The 20,429-nt window shown below is 52.1% G+C and carries 20 protein-coding genes; 15 read left to right on the top strand and 5 right to left on the bottom strand.

Going from position 1 to position 20,429, the window contains the following annotated elements; translation table 11 throughout:
• Nucleotides 1–131: 131 nt before the first annotated feature.
• From OOJ59_RS02060 to OOJ59_RS02030, 7 genes are all read left to right on the top strand, one after another.
• Complete coding sequence (locus tag OOJ59_RS02060) at nt 132–1,652, top strand: FGGY family carbohydrate kinase (protein WP_160956277.1); 1,521 nt, start codon at nt 132–134, stop codon at nt 1,650–1,652.
• A 126-nt stretch (nt 1,653–1,778) separates the two neighbouring features.
• A complete protein-coding gene (locus OOJ59_RS02055; protein WP_085047557.1) occupies nt 1,779–2,714 on the top strand; it encodes a D-ribose ABC transporter substrate-binding protein in 936 nt (311 codons plus the stop codon).
• Between the two features lie 43 nt (nt 2,715–2,757).
• The gene (locus OOJ59_RS02050; protein ID WP_085047558.1) at nt 2,758–3,378 is read left to right on the top strand and encodes a DUF2291 family protein; all 621 of its coding nucleotides are present in this window, start codon (nt 2,758–2,760) and stop codon (nt 3,376–3,378) included.
• 1 nt (nt 3,379) lies between these two features.
• The gene (locus OOJ59_RS02045) at nt 3,380–4,924 is read left to right on the top strand and encodes a sugar ABC transporter ATP-binding protein (protein ID WP_160956278.1); all 1,545 of its coding nucleotides are present in this window, start codon (nt 3,380–3,382) and stop codon (nt 4,922–4,924) included.
• A gap of 17 nt (nt 4,925–4,941) precedes the next feature.
• Nucleotides 4,942–6,009, top strand: a complete 1,068-nt coding sequence (locus OOJ59_RS02040; protein WP_085047560.1) for an ABC transporter permease — start codon at nt 4,942–4,944, stop codon at nt 6,007–6,009.
• A 53-nt stretch (nt 6,010–6,062) separates the two neighbouring features.
• Nucleotides 6,063–6,860: an SDR family oxidoreductase gene (locus OOJ59_RS02035; RefSeq protein ID WP_085047561.1), complete on the top strand. Its 798-nt coding sequence runs from the start codon at nt 6,063–6,065 to the stop codon at nt 6,858–6,860.
• A gap of 34 nt (nt 6,861–6,894) precedes the next feature.
• Complete coding sequence (locus tag OOJ59_RS02030; protein WP_137346960.1) at nt 6,895–7,680, top strand: SDR family oxidoreductase; 786 nt, start codon at nt 6,895–6,897, stop codon at nt 7,678–7,680.
• Between the two features lie 41 nt (nt 7,681–7,721).
• Here OOJ59_RS02030 and OOJ59_RS02025 read toward each other — a convergent pair whose 3' ends face one another.
• On the bottom strand, nt 7,722–8,426 hold the full coding sequence (locus OOJ59_RS02025) for a GNAT family N-acetyltransferase (RefSeq protein ID WP_085047563.1): 705 nt from the start codon (nt 8,424–8,426) through the stop codon (nt 7,722–7,724).
• A 143-nt stretch (nt 8,427–8,569) separates the two neighbouring features.
• Between OOJ59_RS02025 and OOJ59_RS02020 the strand changes: the two genes are divergently transcribed.
• Together OOJ59_RS02020 and OOJ59_RS02015 are read left to right on the top strand one after the other, a co-directional pair.
• Nucleotides 8,570–9,688, top strand: coding sequence for a YbdK family carboxylate-amine ligase (locus tag OOJ59_RS02020; protein ID WP_160956279.1), 1,119 nt, complete (start codon nt 8,570–8,572; stop codon nt 9,686–9,688).
• A gap of 66 nt (nt 9,689–9,754) precedes the next feature.
• The gene (locus OOJ59_RS02015; RefSeq protein WP_069323123.1) at nt 9,755–10,003 is read left to right on the top strand and encodes a DUF1158 domain-containing protein; all 249 of its coding nucleotides are present in this window, start codon (nt 9,755–9,757) and stop codon (nt 10,001–10,003) included.
• A 21-nt stretch (nt 10,004–10,024) separates the two neighbouring features.
• Here OOJ59_RS02015 and OOJ59_RS02010 read toward each other — a convergent pair whose 3' ends face one another.
• Complete coding sequence (locus tag OOJ59_RS02010; RefSeq protein WP_003021996.1) at nt 10,025–10,366, bottom strand: RamA family antibiotic efflux transcriptional regulator; 342 nt, start codon at nt 10,364–10,366, stop codon at nt 10,025–10,027.
• Nucleotides 10,341–11,495, bottom strand: coding sequence for an MBL fold metallo-hydrolase (locus OOJ59_RS02005; RefSeq protein ID WP_160956280.1), 1,155 nt, complete (start codon nt 11,493–11,495; stop codon nt 10,341–10,343). Before OOJ59_RS02005 ends, OOJ59_RS02010 begins: the two co-directional genes overlap by 26 nt.
• Before the next feature lie 190 nt (nt 11,496–11,685).
• Between OOJ59_RS02005 and OOJ59_RS02000 the strand changes: the two genes are divergently transcribed.
• The 3 genes from OOJ59_RS02000 (at nt 11,686) to nfsB (ending at nt 13,407) form a co-directional block, all read left to right on the top strand.
• On the top strand, nt 11,686–12,267 hold the full coding sequence (locus tag OOJ59_RS02000; protein ID WP_069323121.1) for a TetR/AcrR family transcriptional regulator: 582 nt from the start codon (nt 11,686–11,688) through the stop codon (nt 12,265–12,267).
• Nucleotides 12,267–12,635 carry an MmcQ/YjbR family DNA-binding protein gene (locus tag OOJ59_RS01995; RefSeq protein ID WP_038638590.1) on the top strand — a complete coding sequence of 123 codons (369 nt, stop codon included), beginning with the start codon at nt 12,267–12,269 and terminating at the stop codon, nt 12,633–12,635. Before OOJ59_RS02000 ends, OOJ59_RS01995 begins: the two co-directional genes overlap by 1 nt.
• A 118-nt stretch (nt 12,636–12,753) precedes the next feature.
• Nucleotides 12,754–13,407 carry an oxygen-insensitive NAD(P)H nitroreductase gene (gene nfsB / locus OOJ59_RS01990; protein ID WP_268063325.1) on the top strand — a complete coding sequence of 218 codons (654 nt, stop codon included), beginning with the start codon at nt 12,754–12,756 and terminating at the stop codon, nt 13,405–13,407.
• Between the two features lie 46 nt (nt 13,408–13,453).
• Here the strand turns inward: nfsB and OOJ59_RS01985 are convergent, their stop codons facing one another.
• Nucleotides 13,454–14,317 carry a helix-turn-helix transcriptional regulator gene (locus OOJ59_RS01985; protein ID WP_160955736.1) on the bottom strand — a complete coding sequence of 288 codons (864 nt, stop codon included), beginning with the start codon at nt 14,315–14,317 and terminating at the stop codon, nt 13,454–13,456.
• A gap of 107 nt (nt 14,318–14,424) precedes the next feature.
• On the opposite strand from OOJ59_RS01985, the gene OOJ59_RS01980 reads away from it, so the two are divergent.
• Both OOJ59_RS01980 and OOJ59_RS01975 read left to right on the top strand, forming a co-directional pair.
• On the top strand, nt 14,425–15,864 hold the full coding sequence (locus OOJ59_RS01980) for an MFS transporter (protein WP_085047568.1): 1,440 nt from the start codon (nt 14,425–14,427) through the stop codon (nt 15,862–15,864).
• Nucleotides 15,865–15,935: 71 nt separating this feature from the next.
• On the top strand, nt 15,936–17,180 hold the full coding sequence (locus OOJ59_RS01975) for a mechanosensitive ion channel family protein (RefSeq protein WP_069323117.1): 1,245 nt from the start codon (nt 15,936–15,938) through the stop codon (nt 17,178–17,180).
• A 54-nt stretch (nt 17,181–17,234) separates the two neighbouring features.
• Here the strand turns inward: OOJ59_RS01975 and pheP are convergent, their stop codons facing one another.
• Entirely contained in the window at nt 17,235–18,629 is a 1,395-nt protein-coding gene (gene pheP / locus OOJ59_RS01970; RefSeq protein ID WP_038638573.1) for a phenylalanine transporter, read from the bottom strand.
• Between the two features lie 293 nt (nt 18,630–18,922).
• Here pheP and OOJ59_RS01965 point away from each other — a divergent pair, with 293 nt between their 5' ends.
• Nucleotides 18,923–20,098: a DNA repair protein gene (locus OOJ59_RS01965; RefSeq protein WP_160955735.1), complete on the top strand. Its 1,176-nt coding sequence runs from the start codon at nt 18,923–18,925 to the stop codon at nt 20,096–20,098.
• Nucleotides 20,099–20,429: the final 331 nt, after the last annotated feature.

Genomic DNA, 20,429 nt, shown 5'->3' with positions numbered 1-20,429 from the left:
ATAATCAATACCGAATATATATTCAATAATTAAAAGGATGACGTCACAGCAGGCCTGATGAAGTAATGACGCGACAATGAGGGATACCTTATCCTCTAAGCCGGGACGCAATGTGACTCAGGAGATAATCTATGTGTGCAGCGAAAAAAGAGTTCATTATTGCGCTGGATGAAGGCACGACCAACGCCAAAGCGGTCGCACTTGATGCACAGGGCAATGTGGTCGCAAAGTTTTCTCAGCCGCTGGCGATTCAGACGCCGCGTGAAGGCTGGGTTGAACAATCTGGCGAGGTGTTGATTGAGGCATCCATTGACGTCATTGCCAAAGCTGTAAATCACGTTGGCGCTAACAACGTGGCGGCGCTGGCCATCAGTAATCAACGTGAAACCGCCATTGGCTGGTATCGCCAGACAGGTAAGCCGTTGAATTCCGCAATTACCTGGCAATGCACGCGCAGCGCGGCTTACTGCGAGGAACTGCGGCATGAGAATAAAGAGCAACTGATCAAATCTACCACCGGCCTGCCAATCGCACCGCTTTTCTCGGCGTCTAAAATGCGCTGGCTACTGGAATCAGTGACCGATGGCCCACAGCTCGCTGCCCAGGGACAAATTTGCTTGGGTACCATCGACAGCTGGTTACTGTGGAATTTAACCGCCGGTGAGGCTTTCTGCTGCGACTATTCCAACGCCGCCCGCACACAGTTGTTGAATCTGCATACCGGAGAGTGGGATGACGCCATGCTGGCGCTTTTCCACATTCCGCGCGCCGCCTTACCGGAAATCAAACCTTCCAGCGGCTTGTTTGGTCATACCCGTGGCCTGAATGGCATTCCAGATGGGATCCCGGTGATGTCAGTGGTGGGTGACTCGCATGCCGCCCTGTTTGGTCATGCTCTCGGCGAAATGGGATGCGTTAAAGCGACATACGGCACCGGGTCATCGGTGATGGCGCCGGTCAAATCAGCCCAATGCGATATTGGCGCGCTGGCCACGACCATCGCCTGGCACGATGGCGATAGCATCATTTATGGCCTGGAAGGCAATATCCCGCACACCGGGGATGCGGTGGCATGGATGGCAGATAGCACCGGTCTGAGCGAGCTTCCGGATGACGAACTGACGCATGAACTCAATACCCTACCCGCCTCCGTTGATTCAACCCTCGGCGTTTATTTTGTTCCGGCGTTGACCGGACTTGGCGCGCCATGGTGGGATGACAGCGCCCGTGGCGTCATCTGCGGACTCAGCCGGGGAGTAAAACGTGCACACCTTATTCGCGCTGCGCTTGAGTCGATTACCTACCAAATCGCCGATGTTATGATTGCCATGCAGCAGCACAATGAATTCAAGTTATCCGCACTAATGGTTGATGGCGGCCCCACTAAAAATGACTGGCTAATGCAATATCAGGCAGACCTGTTGGGTTACCCGGTAATGCGCAGCGATGTAGCGGAACTTTCCGCCATCGGCGCGGCATTATTGGCGCGTAAAGCCCTTTATCCAGGTTCGCTAACTGATTTAAAAGCTTTTCTAACCGTACACAGTACATTTCAACCCGACATGGCGCGCCATCAGCGACTGCAAAAAAGATGGCAGGAATGGCGCCATGCGGTGAACAGAACATTATGGAAACCGGCCCCGTCCGCCTGACGCCTCACCAGGGAAAACGCGTGACGATTTTTACCACCTATAAAGGAGAACTCCGGACCATAAAAGAATTCAGGCTTTACGTTGTTTCACCGTACCCGACAATAACAACACAGAGAGAACATTGTCATGAAATTACGTTTAACGCTGTTAACTGCTGCAACCCTGACCGCTTTATCTTTTACCGCTCATGCCGCGGAAAAAGGGACAATTATGATTATGGTTAATTCACTGGATAACCCTTATTACGCTTCTGAAGCCAAAGGCGCCAGTGAAAAAGCCCAGGAGTTAGGCTACAAAACCACAATTTTGTCGCACAGCGAAGATGTCAAAAAACAGAATGAATTAATTGATACGGCAATCGGTAAAAAAGTCCAGGGTATCGTGCTGGATAATGCCGATTCAACGGCCAGCGTCGCTGCAATTGAAAAAGCGAAAAAGGCTGGAATTCCTGTAATATTGATCAACCGTGAAATTCCAGTCGATGATGTTGCGCTGGTGCAAATCACACATAATAACTTCCAGGCAGGTTCTGAAGTTGCCAACGTTTTTGTCGAAAAAATGGGTGAAAAAGGCAAATATGCGGAGCTGACCTGTAATCTCGCCGATAATAACTGCGTCACGCGTTCCAAATCCTTCCACCAGGTTATTGACCAGTTCCCGGACATGGTCAGTGTCGCCAAACAGGATGCCAAAGGTACGCTTATCGACGGCAAACGTATTATGGACAGCATCCTGCAGGCTCACCCGGATGTGAAGGGTATTATCTGCGGTAATGGGCCTGTAGCACTGGGCGCTATTGCGGCATTAAAAGCGGCAAACCGCAGCGACGTGGTCGTGGTTGGTATCGACGGCAGCAACGATGAGCGCGATGCGGTGAAAGCCGGCACTCTACAGGCAACCGTCATGCTCCAGGCACAGGCTATCGCCGCGCAAGGGGTTACCGATCTGGATAACTACCTGCAAAAAGGCATAAAGCCTGAAAAACAACGCGTCATGTTCCGCGGCATTCTCATCACTAAAGATAACGCAGATAAAGTACAGGATTTCAATATCAAGTCCTGATCTCGAGTTGTTGCGCCTCTCAGGAGGCGCAGAGGAGAATATTATGTCTAAAAAAGCCTGGCTGGCGCTGGCCGTGCTGACCGTGGGCGGATGCCGTATCGTCTCTCAGCAGGAGCTAGCGGACCTCAAGTCACCACCGAATCCACATATGGCCAATATAGACCAAACGTGGCAAAACCAAATTGTCCCGCAAATTGTTGGGCAGGCTCGCCCGGCCGCAGAGTTAATGGCGGCGTTACACTCTGAGAAAGATTTCGATAGCGCCTGTAAAAACCTCGGCTACCGCTCTCAGGAAGAGAATCCCTGCATCTTTTACATCCATGTGGAGGGAACAATTAGCAAACTCGACACCGCCTCTCGCAGTGGGAAAATGACCATCGCAGATAAAAGCGGGAACAACATCATTGTGCAGATAGGCCCCACGCTGCGCGGTACGCAATTACGCGATGCCTTTAAAGGCGCGAGTTATGGTGATTTCAATGACCAGGTATTGTTTGGCGAATATGGTCGGGCGATTAACGAACAAGCAATAAAGATGATCCAGTCAGCACAGCTTAAAACCGGAGAAGCAGTGCACGTTTATGGCGTTTTTTCTGGGTGGGATATACCACAATCTATTCCAGATATTACACCAGCAAAAATAGAATCTGCGGGAGGACATTAACATGCAGCAGCAAGATATCGTCGCTCCTCAATCCGTCGAATCTGAAGTTATTATCGAAACCCACGATTTATCACGTATCTATCCTGGCGTAGTAGCATTAGATAACGTCAACTACCGGGTTTATCGGAATAAAGTAAACGTACTGATCGGAGAAAATGGTGCGGGTAAGTCCACCATGATGAAAATGCTTGCTGGTGTCGAAAGCCCCTCTTCCGGAAAAATTATTCTGGATGGTACGCCAGTCGTATTAAATTCGACTCATCAGGCCGAAAAACTGGGTATCAGCATTATTTTTCAGGAGTTGAATTTATTCCCAAATATGAATGTCATGGATAACATTTTCATGGCTAACGAATTCTTTCAGAAAGGGAAAATCAACGAAAAATATCAATACGCACTGGCGAAATCTTTGCTGGAAAGGCTGGAGCTGGACGTTGATCCGTATACACCGTTGGAAGAGCTTGGGATCGGCCATCAGCAACTGGTCGAGATTGCCCGCGCACTTTCCAAAGATACCCGCGTTTTGATTATGGATGAACCCACTTCCGCGCTTAGTCAGTCCGAAGTCAAGGTGCTGTTTAACGTAATAGAGCAACTCAAACGGCGCGGCGTCACCATCATCTATATATCTCACCGTCTGGAAGAGCTGATGGAAATTGGTGATTACATTACGATTTTCCGCGATGGCCGTTTTATCAGTGAACGCCCGGTGAATGATGCCAGTATTCCGTGGATCATTGAACAGATGGTAGGTGACAAGAAAAAACATTTTGATTATCAACCCGCCCCACAAGGTGAAACGGTGCTAGCCGTACAGGGACTTACCGCGCTTCACCCAAGCGGCGGTTATAAGCTAAATGATGTGACGTTTAGTCTCAGCAAAGGTGAAGTCATCGGGATTTATGGCCTGCTGGGAGCAGGACGGACGGAATTGTTCAAAGGTCTGGTCGGACTCATGCCCTGTCAGAGCGGCAGCGTACAGCTCAATGGCGAATGCATTGATAAAGCCCATTTTCAGTCACGCCTCAAAAAAGGGCTGGCGCTGGTGCCGGAAGACAGACAGGGCGAAGGCGTTGTGCAGATGATGTCGATTCAGTCCAACATGACGCTGTCTGATTTCAGCCTGCAAGGCTTTCGTCGGGCCTGGAAATGGCTAAACCCGCATAAAGAGCAGGCCAGTGTGAAGGCGATGATCCAGCAACTGGCCATCAAAGTGAGCGATCCCGAATTGCCTATCACCTCCTTAAGCGGTGGTAATCAGCAAAAAGTGGTGCTGGGTAAAGCATTAATGACGCAACCGCAGGTGGTCTTCCTGAATGAACCCACCCGAGGCATTGATGTAGGAGCCAAAACCGATGTGTATCACCTTATCGGCAAAATGGCGCAGCAAGGATTGGCTGTGATGTTCTCTTCATCAGAGCTGGACGAAGTGATGGCGCTGGCGGACCGCATTCTGGTAATGGCCGATGGCCGAATCACCGCCGATGTTCCCCGCCATGCAGTCACCCGCGAGACGTTAATCGCGGCTTCTACACCTCAAGATTAATCAGGCTGGAATCCATCATGAACCAGAAATATATGATTTATATGTACCTGCTGAAGGCCAGAACGTTTATCGCGCTGCTGCTGGTGATCGCATTCTTCAGCGTGATGGTACCGAATTTCCTGACCACATCTAACCTGCTGATCATGACTCAACACGTCGCCATAACGGGGTTACTGGCAATTGGTATGACGCTGGTGATACTGACGGGCGGCATCGATCTATCCGTCGGCGCGGTGGCGGGTATCTGCGGTATGGTTGCGGGCGCCTTGCTCACCAATGGTCTGCCCATCTGGGGCGGGAACATCATCTTCTTCAACGTGCCAGAGGTGATTCTCTGTGTCGCCGTCTTCGGGATTATCGTTGGTTTCATTAACGGCGCCGTCATCACGCGTTTCGGAGTGGCGCCGTTTATCTGTACGCTCGGCATGATGTACGTTGCCAGGGGATCTGCTCTTCTGTTTAACGACGGCAGCACTTATCCAAATCTCAACGGCATGGATGCTCTCGGCAATACCGGTTTTGCCACGTTGGGTTCAGGCACGCTATTGGGGATTTATCTGCCCATCTGGTTGATGATCGCTTTCCTGTTGCTGGGCTACTGGGTAACTACCAAAACGCCGCTTGGCCGCTATATCTACGCGATTGGAGGCAACGAATCCGCCGCACGCCTGGCCGGGGTGCCTATCGTAAAAGCGAAAATCTTTGTGTACGCCTTTTCCGGGCTGTGTGCCGCCTTTGTTGGGCTGATTGTCGCCTCGCAACTGCAAACCGCCCACCCGATGACCGGCAATATGTTTGAGATGGATGCCATCGGCGCAACCGTGCTGGGCGGAACCGCGCTGGCAGGCGGGCGCGGACGCGTCTCCGGCTCCATTATCGGTGCTTTCGTCATTGTCTTCCTCGCTGATGGCATGGTGATGATGGGCGTCAGCGACTTCTGGCAAATGGTCATCAAAGGAGTAGTTATCGTCACCGCGGTGATCGTCGATCAGTTCCAGCAAAAGCTGCAGAACAAAGTCATTCTGATGCGTCGCCATGAAGAAAAGTTGGCGGCAGCACCCTCAGTAAATACCGTATCCAGTTAAGCAGCAACATTCCGCCGGGCATGCTTTGTCCGGCCTATACAGGGGATAAAAATATGCAACGTGATTTTCATGGTAAGACGATTGTTATCACCGGTGCTTGTCGTGGGATTGGCGCAGGTATCGCCGAACGTTTCGCCCGCGACGGCGCAAATCTGGTGATGGTGTCTAATGCCGAGCGCGTCCACGAAACGGCGGAGCAACTTCGTCAGCGCTATCAGGCAGATATTTTGTCATTACAGGTGGATGTGACCGATGAGCTAAAGGTGCAATCTCTGTACGAGCAGGCCGCAGCACGCTTTGGCACCATTGATGTTTCCGTTCAGAATGCGGGCGTCATCACTATCGACTATTTCGACCGTATGCCGAAAGCTGATTTCGAAAAAGTCCTCGCTGTAAATACCACCGGCGTGTGGCTCTGCTGCCGGGAAGCGGCGAAATATATGGTTAAACAACAACATGGCTGTCTGATTAATACCTCCTCGGGTCAGGGTCGCCAGGGTTTCATCTATACCCCACATTACGCCGCCAGCAAGATGGGCGTAATTGGTATCACGCAAAGCCTGGCGCATGAGCTGGCTCCATGGAATATCACCGTCAACGCCTTCTGCCCGGGGATTATCGAAAGCGAAATGTGGGATTACAACGACCGCGTATGGGGTGAGATCCTCAGCACTGAGGATAAACGCTATGGCAAGGGTGAGCTGATGGCTGAATGGGTTAAAGGCATCCCAATGAAACGCGCGGGTAAACCTGAGGATGTCGCCGGGCTGGTCGCTTTCCTTGCATCTGACGATGCGCGTTACCTTACCGGACAAACCATCAACATCGATGGCGGCCTGATTATGTCATAACACCCGCAGGGTGTTCGCGAAGAGAGTCATCACTATGATCGCAAAAGATTTTGCTCAGCAACTGTTTAACCTTGAGGGACGTGTCGCTTTTGTCACTGGTGCGGGCAGCGGCATTGGACAGACCATCGCATACGCGCTTGCCAGCGCTGGCGCGCGCGTGGTGTGCTTTGATCTGCGCGAAGACGGTGGTCTAAAAGAGACCGTTAATAATATCGCGACGATCGGCGGCCTGGCGGCACTCTATACGGGTGATGTCCGTCAGCTTAGCGACTTGCGCGCCGCCGTAGCCCTGGCGAAGGAACGTTTTGGTCGCCTGGATATCGCGGTGAACGCCGCAGGCATTGCCAACGCCAACCCGGCGCTGGAAATGGAAAGCGAGCAGTGGCAACGCGTTATCGATATTAACCTCACCGGCGTGTGGAACTCCTGTAAAGCTGAGGCGGAGCTGATGCTGGAGTCCGGCGGCGGCTCGATTATTAACATCGCCTCCATGTCCGGGATTATTGTCAACCGTGGCCTCGAACAGGCTCATTACAATAGCGCTAAAGCGGGGGTGATTCATCTTTCAAAAAGTCTGGCGATGGAGTGGATTGAAAAAGGGATCCGCGTGAACTCCATCAGCCCGGGATATACTGCCACACCGATGAACACTCGCCCGGAGATGGTTCATCAGACGCGAGAGTTTGAAAGCCAGACGCCGATTCAGCGCATGGCGAAAGTAGAAGAGATGGCCGGTCCGGCACTATTTCTTGCCAGCGATGCGGCCTCATTTTGCACTGGTGTAGACCTGGTTGTCGACGGTGGATTCATCTGCTGGTAAACAGTCAGTCGCCCGCAGCGTTTTTAACTGCGGGCGTTTATTTACTCGCCACGACATGCCGCCAATGTTTTTCGTTGCCGCCCATGTTCATCAAAGTTGTCGGCAGCCAGCCAACGCTGCAATGCGGCATCGCGCTGCGGCCATTCGCTGTCAATCATTGATAACCAGTCGCTGTCGCGGTTGCGCCCCTTACGCACGATCTTCTGGCGAAAACGCCCTTCGAAGATAAACCCCAGACGCTCTGCCGCCCGTCGCGACGCCGTGTTCAACGAATCGCATTTCCACTCCACGCGCCGATAGCCTGACGCAAACGCCTGACGCAGCAGCAGCCAGACGCTTTCGGTGCCGAGTACCGTATTTTTCATGCGCGGCGACCAGGTCACATGACCAATTTCGACCGAGCCATGCTCCCGTTCGATCGCCATAAAGCACACCAGGCCAACGGCACGCCCGGAACGCTGTTCAATTACCGCATAGGGAACCAGGGAGGCGTCAGTGGATTTTGCCGCGATCCAGCAAGCCGCGGCTTCAACGCTCGTTGGGCGGGAGCTTGCAAGCCAGGTCCAGTCGCGATCGTCGGGTGCCTGCGCATAGGCATCAAACAGGTCGGCGGCATGGCTGTCGGCATCCAGAGGAACCAAACGGCAATACTGTCCAACAAGCTCTTCCCGTGGCAGCACGGCGGCCCCCTTCCAGTCCGGCACAACATCGCCGACGGTCTGACCATAAAGATTTATTTCCGGCACGGATTCAACCCCTGTTGCGAAGCAAAAAATAGTTATAGCACCTGCCATTTCACCTTCAAAGCGTCACCCGGTGATTTCTTACGCAAAACAGAAAACCAGCAGTCCTTCTATACTTAATTAAAATCAACGCTGAAGAGAACCCTATGTCACTACCCGATTTTCATGTTTCCGACCCTTTTACGCTAGGCATTGAACTGGAAATGCAGGTGGTTAATCCCCCAGGTTACGACCTGAGCCAGGATTCTTCCCGGCTGATTGACGCCATTAAGCCACAGCTTACCGCCGGGGAAGTGAAGCACGATATCACCGAAAGTATGCTGGAGATGGCAACCGGGGTTTGTCGCAATATCGACCAGGCTGATGCTGAATTGTCGGCCATGCAGCAGATAATCATGCGAGTTGCGGCAGAGCATCACCTCGCCATCTGCGGCGGTGGTACGCACCCATTTCAAAAATGGCAACGTCAGGAAGTCTGCGATGACGAACGCTATCGACGTAACCTGGAAAATTTTGGTTATCTTATTCAGCAGGCGACCGTTTTCGGTCAGCACGTCCATGTTGGCTGCGCCAACGGTGATGATGCAATTTACCTCCTGCACGGGCTGTCGCGATTTGTTCCTCATTTTATTGCGCTCTCTGCCGCCTCGCCTTACATGCAGACATCCGACACGCAATTTGCCTGCGCGCGCCTGAATATATTCTCCGGCTTTCCCGATAACGGTCCGATGCCATGGGTGAATAACTGGCAGGAATTTACGGGACTATTTCGCCGGCTGGCTTACACCAGCATGATTGATAGCATTAAAGATTTGCACTGGGATATCCGCCCCAGCCCGCACTTCGGTACGGTTGAGGTTCGGGTAATGGACACTCCGTTGACCCTTAAACACGCGGTCAATATGGCGGGACTGATTCAGTCCACCGCCCACTGGCTACTCACCAAACGTCCCTTCAAACACCAGGAGCGTGATTATTTACTGTATAAATTCAACCGTTTTCAGGCCTGCCGTTTTGGTATGGCGGGGATTGTCACCGACGTGAATACGGGCGATGGGCATCGCCTGGCGGATGACACGCTACGACTGCTGGAGAATATCGCCGCCTCTGCGGACAAAGTGGGGGCGACCAGCGCGATTGAAGCCTTACGCCTGCAGGTTAAACATGGTCATGATGAAGCACAGAATATGCGTGATTTCGTGGCGGAAGGCGGATCGTTGAGTGGTCTGGTGAAAAAACACTGTGAGATTTGGGCAGGGCTTTAGGCGTGGGGTTTGCGTTGCCCGCTGAGATCCCGGACAATGGTATTTTAACTCAAGTTTAACAATACCATGAAACACCCGCTTGAATCGCTGATGACCGCCGCTGGGATCCTGCTGCTGGCTTTTCTGTCCTGCCTGCTCTTACCTGCCCCTTCACTTGGCCTGGTGCTGGCGCAAAAACTCGTTGCCACTTTTCATCTGATGGATCTCAACCAGTTTTACACGTTGCTGTTTTGCCTGTGGTTTTTACTACTGGGGGTGATTGAGTATTTTGTGCTGCGCTACATTTGGCGGCGCTGGTTCTCGCTGGCGGATTAAACCCGCGAGAACCCGGTACCGTTAATGCGTTCGGCTATGATTTTCTTTGCGATAAGCGCCCGGCGGTTGACTAAACGTACGGGTGAAAATACGCGTAAAAGTCTGCTGTGAATCGAATCCGTACTTCAAACAGATGTCGTACACTTTCTGATCGGTATCGCGCAGATCGCGCGCCGCCAGCAGCAGTTTACGCTCACGGATGTAACGCCCCAGGCTCTCGCCTTTGTACTGCATAAAAAGACGCTGTAGGTGCCATTTTGAATAACCCGCATGGCGGGCAATATCATCAATGCGCAATGGTTGATTCAAATTATCATCAATCCATTCAACAATCGTATCAATTACCTGAGCAGAAATCGTCATCATGCTCTCCCCTGTGTTCATGATTCGCCTGCTGCCACCAGGCCGTAAACGTTTGGTCCGGTTCGGACAGTATGACCGGTTCACCCAGCATCGGCGTCAGCAGTCGGTAATCTTGTTGGCGGCTGGCAAGCGCCAGTCGTTTGTACGGATCATCCCAGGTATGTTTCGCCAGAACAAAACGACCTGCGTGACCGGGCAAAACGGCTTTCGCATGCAGATCCGCCGCGGCCTGAGCCGTCTCTTCCGGCATCATGTGAATAAACTTCCAGTCCTGGTCATACTGACCGTTCTCCATAATCGCCAAATCAACCGCGCCAAACTGCTCGCCAATGGCTTTAAAATGCGGCCCGTAGCCGGAATCCCCGCTGTAATAAACGTTCTGCCCCGGCATTTCAAACATAAAGCTGGCCCACAGCGTCTGATTACGCTTAATGCCTCGCCCCGAAAAATGGCGGGCTGGCAGAACATGAACAATCAGTGAATCCGTCACTCTGACGGACTGATTCCAGTCACGTTCGTCGATTATCTCGCTGCGCATTCCCCAATAACGCAGATGCGACCCCACACCCAGCGGCGTAATCACCCGTTTAATCTTCGGCATTAACGCCTTGATGGTGGCGAGATCCAGATGGTCATAATGATCGTGCGAGATGATGAGCAGATCGATCTCCGGCATCGTCTGCGCGGTCCATGGATAATCCCCGGCAAAGGCTTTGTTCAGAAATGAAAACGGCGCGGCATAGTTGCTGAACACCGGATCAATCAGGATGCGTTGACCCGCCAGTTGCAAATACCATGAGGAGTGGCCCAGCCAGACCAGAGTATCCTGCTGCGGCGGTAACCCGGCGAGATCGCTCGCCACCAGGGGTAACGGCTGCGCTGGCCGCGCATTTTCACGCTTAGCGACCAGAAACTCCCACCAGGCCGCCAGCATACCTTTGTTACCGGTATAGCCCGGTGTTGGCACCTGGTTATGAAACTGTCCATCACGATAGTGTGGCGACTGTTCAACCTGACTCAGTTGTGCCCCTTGCGGCGCCTGGCCAAATCCGGCATTGAGTACAAACGGTAAACTTGTAGCAGCGGCAATAAGCATAATAACAACCACACAAACTGTGAGACGCTTCATATCCTGACCTTAAACGCGCCTCCTTTCCGCTGGTTTGCGCGACTGACTCTTGATTATGAGTGAGTAAGCACTCATTATAGAAATCGAAAGTTCGCCGTCAAGATGATTTTCAATCTTTGACATTCTCCGTTGCGGTGCTGCAAAGGCCGTGATTCAATCATGTTTTTTACAGACTTAAGGGTAAAGTGTAGTGGCTCGTCCGAAGAGTGAAGACAAAAAACTGGCATTACTGGAAGCTGCAACCACAGCATTTGCACAATCAGGTATTGCGGCCTCAACCGCCGTAATCGCGCGCAATGCAGGGGTTGCGGAGGGAACGTTGTTTCGCTATTTCGCGACCAAAGATGATCTGATCAACGAGCTTTACCTCTTTTTAAAACACGATCTCTGCCAGTCGATGATGGCTAATCTGGACCGTTCAGTGACCGATGCCAAAACCATGACTCACTACATCTGGAACAGCTACATTAGCTGGGGTCTGAATCATACCTGCGGACATCGCACCATTCGTCAGTTGGCCGTCAGCGAGAAAATCAGCAAAGAAACTGAACAGCAGGCTGACGATATGTTTCCGGAACTGCGCGATCTTTGTCATCGCTCCGTGCGCCCTGAATTTATGTCGGACGAGTATCGCGCCTTCGGCGACGGGCTTTTTTTGACACTTGCAGAAACAACCATGGAATTCGCTGCCCGCAACCCTGCCCGCGCGACTGAATACATTTCGTTGGGGTTTGAAGCCATGTGGCGCGCCCTGACCCGCGAGGAAAAATAATGGATGGAAAGACACTGCATGTCTGCGCGAAGCGCCTTGCGCTTGAACTGCCTTTTACTGAGCACTGCTGGCCTTTTGGCCCGGAATACGACGTGTTCAAGGTCGGCGGCAAGATTTTCATGCTGGTCTTTGAACATCACGGACGCCCGTTGGTTAACCTGAAATCCGATCCGCAAAAATCACTGTTAAATCAGCAGATCTACCCCAGTATTGAACCCGGTTATCACATGAATAAAAAGCACTGGATCTCAGTCTATCCAGGCGACGACATTACCGAGTCATTGCTGACGGACCTGGTGAGCGACTCATGGCACCGGGTGGTGGATGGTTTGCCTAAGCGCGATCAGCAACGCCTGCGGCCAGGCTGATTTATCGTTAGCGTCGATAAGTGTTTTTGCATTTTTCGCTCTTATCATTTTCTCGCTAACCCTGTACCCTGCTGAAACTAAACGCACCCGCAGGGTAGGAAAACCACCAGGAGTAGTTATGGATATTGTTTCTGTCGCCTTAAAACGTTACTCCACTAAGGCATTCGATCCGAATAAAAAACTGACCGCTGAGCAGGCCGAAAAATTAAAAACGCTGCTGCAGTTTAGCCCGTCCAGCACCAACTCTCAGCCGTGGCACTTTATCGTTGCCAGCACTGACGAAGGTAAAGCGCGCGTGGCGAAATCCGCAGCCGGCGGCTTTGTATTCAACGAGCGTAAAATGCTGGATGCATCCCACGTTGTGGTGTTCTGCGCCAAAACGGCGATGGACGATGCATGGCTGGAGCGCGTCGTCGATCAAGAAGAGCGCGATGGCCGTTTCGCTACCCCGGAAGCCAAAGCCGCTAACCACAAAGGCCGTACTTTCTTTGCCGACCTGCACCGCAAAGATCTCAAAGATGACAACCACTGGATGGCGAAACACGTGTACCTGAACGTCGGTAACTTCCTGCTGGGCGTTGCGGCGATGGGGCTGGACGCGGTGCCAATCGAAGGCTTTGATGCTGCCGTTCTCGACGCAGAGTTTGGCCTGAAAGAAAAAGGTTTCACCAGCGTAGTCGTGGTCCCGGTAGGTCATCACAGCGTAGAGGATTTCAACGCCGCGCTGCCGAAATCTCGTCTGCCGTTGGAAACAACGCTGACTGAAGTCTGATTTTTGCCGTTATGCCCGATGCGTGTCGCCGTCATCGGGCGTATCACTACTGATTCAGCCACGCCAGAGCCTGCTCCCCCGCTTCATCCATCGGTAAATAAACCAGCAGCCGCGAACCGTTACGCGGGGCGGAATACCAGTACATTTGCTGCAAGCTAAAACGCCCTAACTGCGGATGAACAAAGTTTTTGACCTGATTTTCCACACCGCGAACGTCATAACGCTGATGCCATAATGCTTCAAACTCAGACGATGCGGCAAAAAAGCGCGCCAGTTTATTTTCCCAAACAGGATCGCTGCGATGTTCCGCCATTGCCGCACGGAAATAAGAAACAAACGTCGGTAATACATCGCAGTTTTCTATCCGGCTACGCCAGGTTTCATTCGTGAGATAGAGGTAAATACAGTTGCGGTCTTCGCTCGGGAGCGTGGAGAAATCAACGCCCATCAACCGGCAAAAACTGTCGTTCCAGGCCACGATGTCAAAACTGGGTTTCTGAATACTGGCGGGCTGCGGCATCAGGCTGTCGAGCATCTTTCGGGTGCCTGGCGCAATCCCTTCACACACCATCACTGGCGTGGATTCCGGTGGCGTCAATCCGGCCAGTACAAACAGGTGGCGGGTTTCCAGCGGACTGCATTGCAGCGCGCTCGCCACATTCAGCAAGACCGCTTGCGACGGATTGACCTCTCGCCCCTGCTCCAGCCAGGTATACCAGGTGACGCCAACGTTAGCCAACATCGCGACTTCTTCGCGGCGCAGACCGGGCGTTCTTCGCCGCCCAATGCGCGGCAGACCCAGACGCTGCGGATCGAGGCTTTCCCGTCGCGCACGTAAAAACGCGCCAAGCTGCTTGCGGCTGTCATCAGGGAGAATAACCGCGGATTCCTGTTGCGCTATTACCAACATGGACTCTCCAGCATAGTAGTACCAATACCAGTATAACCAGGAACTGGTACCCGTTTAATTTTTCAGTGATGCTACGTCCATCTGCAAAATGATGCAATGGAGTTACTATGAGTACATCAACTGTTTCACCCGGCCGCATAGGGTTGCTCCTGTTATTGACAGGCCAAATGCTCCCGCTCATTGATACATCAATTACCAATGTCGCTCTGGATTCCATTACCCAGTCGCTTCAGGCCACCACCACACAGCTGGAGCTGATTGTCGCTTTGTACGGGGTGACTTTCGCCGTTTGTCTGGCGCTGGGCAGCAAACTCGGTGATAACTATGGTCGCCGCCGCCTGTTTATGACAGGCGTCGTGCTGTTTGGCATCGCCTCTCTTTTATGCGGGATGGCGAATTCCATTCATATGTTACTGGCTGCCCGCGTTCTACAAGGTGCGGGCGCGGCGCTAATCGTGCCGCAGATCCTTGCCACCCTGCACGTCACGCTGAAAGGTCCTGCACATGCGCGGGCCATCAGTTTGTATGGAGGAATTGGCGGCATCGCGTTTATTGTCGGCCAGATGGGCGGAGGCTGGCTGGTTTCGGCAGATATTGCAGGGCTGGGCTGGCGCAACGCCTTTTTTATTAATGTCCCGATCTGTCTGTTAGTTCTGATGTTCAGCCAACGCTATGTCCCGGAAACCACACGAGAAACCCGAACCCGCATCGACTGGCTGGGCACCAGCAGTCTGGCTGCGATTCTCTGCTGCTTGTTGTTTCCCATGGCATTAGGCCCGGAAACCGGCTGGCCGTGGCAGACTCAGCTTGCTCTGGTCGCCATCCTGCCTTTGGGATGGTGGATGCGCAGCAATGCGTTACGACAAGAACAGACCGGGCAACATCCTCTCTTACCGCCACGCCTGTTAAAACTCAGCAGCATCCGGTTCGGCGTGCTGATCGCATTACTGTTTTTTAGCGCCTGGTCAGGATTTATGTTCTGTATGGCGCTGACGCTACAGGCCGGTCTGGGGATGGCGCCTTGGGAATCCGGCAATAGCTTTATTGCGCTTGGCGCAGCCTATTTTATCTCCGCCTGTTACGCACCGCGACTCATTGCCCGCTATAGCACGGGACGTATTCTGCTCACCGGGTTGATTATTCAGATCGCTGGCTTGATGGGCTTAATGATGACCTTCTGGTATTCAGGTATGCATACCTCGGCCATTTCGCTCGTTCCGGCGACAGCGTTTATCGGCTATGGTCAGGCGCTGATTGTGAACAGTTTTTATCGCATCGGTATGCGCGATATCGCCACGCACGATGCGGGCGCCGGAACCACCATCCTGAGTACGTTGCAGCAGGCAACATTAGGACTCGGTCCCGCCGTGTTGGGGGCGCTGTTCCTGCATCTGCAGCAACATTACCATGGTGATTACACGCGCTCGGTTATCGGCTTTTTAGCCGTCGAAGCCACAATGATGACCGTACTGTTACTGACTACCTTTTTATTTCGCCGCACGCTGAATATCAATCCGGTGTGCGCCAGCATCACCGCAAAATCGTAGGCAAGACGAGCGTAATTTGCATAAGCTCCCCACAGCGGTCATCATAGGCCGCTGTTTATTAAGGAGACATTATGCAGGAATTGATATCTCAGGTAGAAGAACTCGGCATTGAAATAAACCACACCACCTCGCTGGTGATGATTTTTGGCATTATTTTTCTCACCGCCATTATTGTTCACGTTATTTTGCACTGGGTGGTGCTGCGCGCATTTGAAAAGCGTGCGAACGCCAGTTCCCGTCTGTGGCTACAAATCATCACGCAGAACAAGTTATTTCACCGGCTGGCATTCACCCTGCAGGGTATCATTGTCAACATTCAGGCCGCGCTGTGGTTACAAAAAGGCAGCGAAGCCGCAGAGATATTAGTGACCTGCGCTCAGCTGTGGATCATGATGTACGCCCTGCTGTCCCTGTTCTCCCTGCTGGACGTTATTCTCAATCTGTCGCAAAAACTCCCAGCCGCATCTCAGCTACCGTTGAAAGGTATATTCCAGGGAATCAAACTGATCGGCGCAATTATCGTTGGGATTTTGATGATTTCCCTGCTGATTGGTCAGTCCCCGGCAATACTGATAAGCGGCCTGGGCGCGATGGCCGCCGTCTTAATGCTGGTGTTTAAAGATCCCATCCTCGGCCTGGTGGCCGGCATACAGCTTTCAGCCAACGATATGTTGAAGTTGGGCGACTGGCTGGAAATGCCGAAATACGGCGCAGACGGCGCGGTTATCGATATTGGTTTGACCACGGTGAAAGTGCGCAACTGGGATAACACCATCACCACTATCCCCACCTGGTCACTGGTATCGGACTCTTTTAAAAACTGGAGCGGGATGTCTGCTTCCGGGGGGCGACGCATTAAACGCAGCATCAGCATTGATGCCACCAGCATTCATTTTCTTGACGAAGATGAACGCCAGCGACTGCATAAAGCACACCTGCTAAAGCCGTATTTAACCACGCGTCATCAGGAAATTGACGAGTGGAATCAGCTATTGGATGCGCCTGAATCCGTATTGAATCACCGCCGGATGACCAATATTGGCACTTTCCGCGCCTATCTGAACGAATATTTACGTCACCATCCGCGGATTCGCAAAGATATGACGTTAATGGTACGCCAGCTTGCGCCAGACGATCATGGTTTGCCGATCGAGATTTATGCTTTTACCAATACGGTAGTCTGGCTGGAATATGAAAGTATTCAGGCTGATATCTTCGACCATATATTCGCAGTGATCGAAGAGTTTGGCTTACGCATTCATCAGTCGCCTACCGGAAATGATATTCGCGCATTGTCAGGGGCTTTTCAGCGTTAATCGGCAATGAGAAGTGGTAACCGATCTCATCGCCAGGATGAGATCGGTTAGATATTAGCGGGATTTACGGCGCAGCAGTTTGAAGGCAACAAACAGGAACAGGATCCATATCGGCAGCAGAATAGCGGACAAGCGCATATCATCCATGGTGCACATCAGCACCAGAATCATGCCGAGGAAGGCAATGCACAGATAGTTTCCGGCCGGATACAGCAGCGCTTTAAACTGGGTATCACGTCCTTTGCGGCGCATCGCCGCGCGGAATCGCAAATGCGCCAGACAAATCATAATCCAGTTTAGTAGCAGCGTCGCGACAACCAGCGCCATCAACAGACTGAACGCTTTTTGCGGCAGCACATAGTTGATCAACACCACCAGTGACGTAATCGCGCCGGACAGAATCAATGAGTTCACCGGAACGCCACGACGACTGACGCGGGTTAAAAACTTCGGCGCATTTCCCTGCACGGACAAGCCAAACAGCATGCGGCTGTTCGAGTAAACACCGCTGTTATAGACCGACAGCGAAGCCACCAGAATGACAAAGTTCAGTGCAGAAGCCACCACGTTACTGTCAAGATTATGGAAAATCATAACGAACGGGCTACTGTTTGATTTCACTTCCACCCACGGGTACAAGGCCAACAGCACCACCAGAGAACCGATGTAAAACAGCAAAATACGGTACACCACCTGATTTACCGCTTTCGGGATACTTTTCTGCGGATCCTGCGCTTCCGCGGCAGTGATCCCTATCAATTCCAGCCCGCCAAACGAGAACATAATCACCGCCAGCGAGAGGATCAATCCGTTCCAGCCGGTGGCAAAAAAGCCGTTGTAACGCCAGAGATTATCGATGCTCGCATGTTCCCCGCCGTTACCGGAAAACAGCATCCAGATGCCAAAACCAATCATGCCGATAATGGCCAGCACTTTAATCAGCGCAAACCAGAATTCCGTTTCGCCATACAGACGTACGTTAACCAGATTGACGGCGTTGATGATCACAAAAAACGCGGCGGCCCAAATCCAGGTGGGGACATCGGGCAGCCAGTACTGCATGTAGATTCCGGCCGCTGTCAGCTCCGCCATGCCAACCAGCACAAACATCACCCAGTAGTTCCAACCGGACAAAAAGCCAGCAAACGGTCCCCAGTATTTATAGGCAAAATGGGCAAACGATCCGGAAACGGGTTCTTCCACCACCATTTCGCCCAGTTGACGCATAATCAAAAAAGCGATGATTCCGGCTACGCCGTAACCCAGTAACACCGCAGGCCCCGCCATCTGAATGGCCGGACCAATGCCCAAAAACAGGCCGGTTCCAATTGCGCCGCCCAGCGCAATTAACTGAATATGGCGGTTTTGCAACCCCCGCTGAAGCGTCGGCTCATTCGTCGACGCGGCATCAGACACGCTGGTGTCAGATGCAGTTGACGCGTTTTTCACGCCCTTCCCCTGTGTCGTTTTTATTGAAGGGGCTTCTTTTAACATTTCAACCTGGTTGCCGCAAGGCGCAATCGTTTAACACCATGGTCATCAGCGATGCCTGAGCCGTTGTTATTTTTCATGGGGCTGCACCTTACCAGAGCTCACGCTTTTCATAATTACAGTGAATTATTCTGGACGAAAAGGCATTCCAGGCCACAGAATGCGCTTTACTGTTTTTCTAACATTTTCAAATGGGTGAGCCTGTTGTATTTCAGTCACTCGTTTTTAAGCCAAGCCAGGCAACGACTGTCATGAATAAGATCATCAAACGACTGGAAATCGTCAAAAGCGCTATTGAACTGGAAGATGAGGAGATTATTTTCCAACAGGTGGCGCATCTGAAAAATGAGCCTTTGTCAGTCGTGCCAGGCACCATCGTGCAGGCGATCGAAGCCCGGCGCTTTAGCGATGCTCTGCGTGAAATCACCGCCTGGCTGCAATCTCAGCGGGCAGTCTCTACGTGGCAGGATCCTGCGATTGCGGCGAGTAAACTCGAACTGAAAGCGCTGGAAACACAATTGCGTGACCTGATTGATAAGCGCAACACGCGCATTCAAATCCTCGATGATTTCAACGATCTATACCATCTTCGTCTTGGGCCGTTGATGAGCCGCATCCTTGAGCTGCGTAAGCAACTGGCCGCCAGCGCGCAACGTAAGCAGGAAGCGGAGCGAAAACGCCGGGAAAAAGACTATCAATCCTGTCAGCACTATATTTCCCAGGCCGTTGAGCAGTTGGCCAGACTCAAGCAGCAATGGATGAACCAGCACTCAGATTCGCGCGAATCTGTCGAAACCCGGCAACGCATTCAGCAACAAACGGAGCTGATCACCGCCCTGCTGGCGGAGATTCGTGAACTGGAAAACGACTTTTCTCGCCAGGACGACAGCGCGACTCGCCAGGCACAAGAAGAGGCCAGTCATGAATATGATGAATATCAGGAGCAGCAGCAGGACGCACAGCATCGTTTTACCCGCGATCAACGACTTTCTCCCGATGAGCGTAGCGAGCTAAAGCGCCTGTGGCGGCAGGCCAGTCGTCTTTGCCACCCGGACGTAGTGGCGGATGATCTGAAAGAGAAAGCGCATCAGATGATGGTACAGCTTAACCAGGCGCGCCAAAATGCCGACCTTGCCGCCGTACGGGCGTTACTGACCCAGTTACAAACTGGTCTCGAACCGATGATGGCGAGTGACCGATTGAACGATCTGCAGCATTTACGCAGCAAAATACAGCAGCTCAGAGAACAAATTAACGCACTGCTGAAAGAGATTACCGAACTAGAGGCGGAAAACGCCTGGCGCCTTGCTTCCTCCGTGACCGATAAAGAGGCTTACTTCTCTGACCAGCAACGGGCGCTGACGGAAATCCGCAACTCGCTGGAACAACAGGTGCAACAGGTCGAGCAGGAGCTGTTAGCGGGCTGAGCGCTAGCAGCGAAGTAAGCAGATAAAATGACAACGGCAAGCAACATGCTCAAATAAAGCACAAAAAGACCAACTCAGAATAAAAAACCATGAATCTTTGTTTAATTGGCTAAATAGTCTTAAATTAAAACATTTTTAGATGCTTAATGTAAATTTGGCGATATTTCCATCTTCACTGTTCCCACCCGCCCCTTCTTCCTAATCTTAATTAAGAATTCTCCTACCCATCAACCAGTCCATCATCACAAGCTGGCATTCCTTTGAAATATAATCATTTTTAAAAAAATCGCCGTCAATAAGCCCAGGAATATCCTGCCTTTATGGAAAAGGT

Source organism: Citrobacter sp. W9 (assembly GCF_026719375.1).
Taxonomy (GTDB): domain Bacteria; phylum Pseudomonadota; class Gammaproteobacteria; order Enterobacterales; family Enterobacteriaceae; genus Citrobacter; species Citrobacter werkmanii.
This window is presented reverse-complemented; position numbering and strand designations above follow the sequence as displayed.

What these genes read in the sequence shown, in the direction of transcription:
- OOJ59_RS02060 (WP_160956277.1), top strand. Translation starts at nt 132, where the DNA reads ATGTGTGCAGCGAAAAAAGAGTTCATTATTGCGCTGGATGAAGGCACG.
- OOJ59_RS02055 (WP_085047557.1), top strand. Translation starts at nt 1,779, where the DNA reads ATGAAATTACGTTTAACGCTGTTAACTGCTGCAACCCTGACCGCTTTA.
- OOJ59_RS02050 (WP_085047558.1), top strand. Translation starts at nt 2,758, where the DNA reads ATGTCTAAAAAAGCCTGGCTGGCGCTGGCCGTGCTGACCGTGGGCGGA.
- OOJ59_RS02045 (WP_160956278.1), top strand. Translation starts at nt 3,380, where the DNA reads ATGCAGCAGCAAGATATCGTCGCTCCTCAATCCGTCGAATCTGAAGTT.
- OOJ59_RS02040 (WP_085047560.1), top strand. Translation starts at nt 4,942, where the DNA reads ATGAACCAGAAATATATGATTTATATGTACCTGCTGAAGGCCAGAACG.
- OOJ59_RS02035 (WP_085047561.1), top strand. Translation starts at nt 6,063, where the DNA reads ATGCAACGTGATTTTCATGGTAAGACGATTGTTATCACCGGTGCTTGT.
- OOJ59_RS02030 (WP_137346960.1), top strand. Translation starts at nt 6,895, where the DNA reads ATGATCGCAAAAGATTTTGCTCAGCAACTGTTTAACCTTGAGGGACGT.
- OOJ59_RS02020 (WP_160956279.1), top strand. Translation starts at nt 8,570, where the DNA reads ATGTCACTACCCGATTTTCATGTTTCCGACCCTTTTACGCTAGGCATT.
- OOJ59_RS02015 (WP_069323123.1), top strand. Translation starts at nt 9,755, where the DNA reads ATGAAACACCCGCTTGAATCGCTGATGACCGCCGCTGGGATCCTGCTG.
- OOJ59_RS02010 (WP_003021996.1), bottom strand. Translation starts at nt 10,366, where the DNA reads ATGACGATTTCTGCTCAGGTAATTGATACGATTGTTGAATGGATTGAT.
- OOJ59_RS02005 (WP_160956280.1), bottom strand. Translation starts at nt 11,495, where the DNA reads ATGAAGCGTCTCACAGTTTGTGTGGTTGTTATTATGCTTATTGCCGCT.
- OOJ59_RS01995 (WP_038638590.1), top strand. Translation starts at nt 12,267, where the DNA reads ATGGATGGAAAGACACTGCATGTCTGCGCGAAGCGCCTTGCGCTTGAA.
- nfsB (WP_268063325.1), top strand. Translation starts at nt 12,754, where the DNA reads ATGGATATTGTTTCTGTCGCCTTAAAACGTTACTCCACTAAGGCATTC.
- OOJ59_RS01985 (WP_160955736.1), bottom strand. Translation starts at nt 14,317, where the DNA reads ATGTTGGTAATAGCGCAACAGGAATCCGCGGTTATTCTCCCTGATGAC.
- OOJ59_RS01980 (WP_085047568.1), top strand. Translation starts at nt 14,425, where the DNA reads ATGAGTACATCAACTGTTTCACCCGGCCGCATAGGGTTGCTCCTGTTA.
- OOJ59_RS01975 (WP_069323117.1), top strand. Translation starts at nt 15,936, where the DNA reads ATGCAGGAATTGATATCTCAGGTAGAAGAACTCGGCATTGAAATAAAC.
- OOJ59_RS01965 (WP_160955735.1), top strand. Translation starts at nt 18,923, where the DNA reads ATGAATAAGATCATCAAACGACTGGAAATCGTCAAAAGCGCTATTGAA.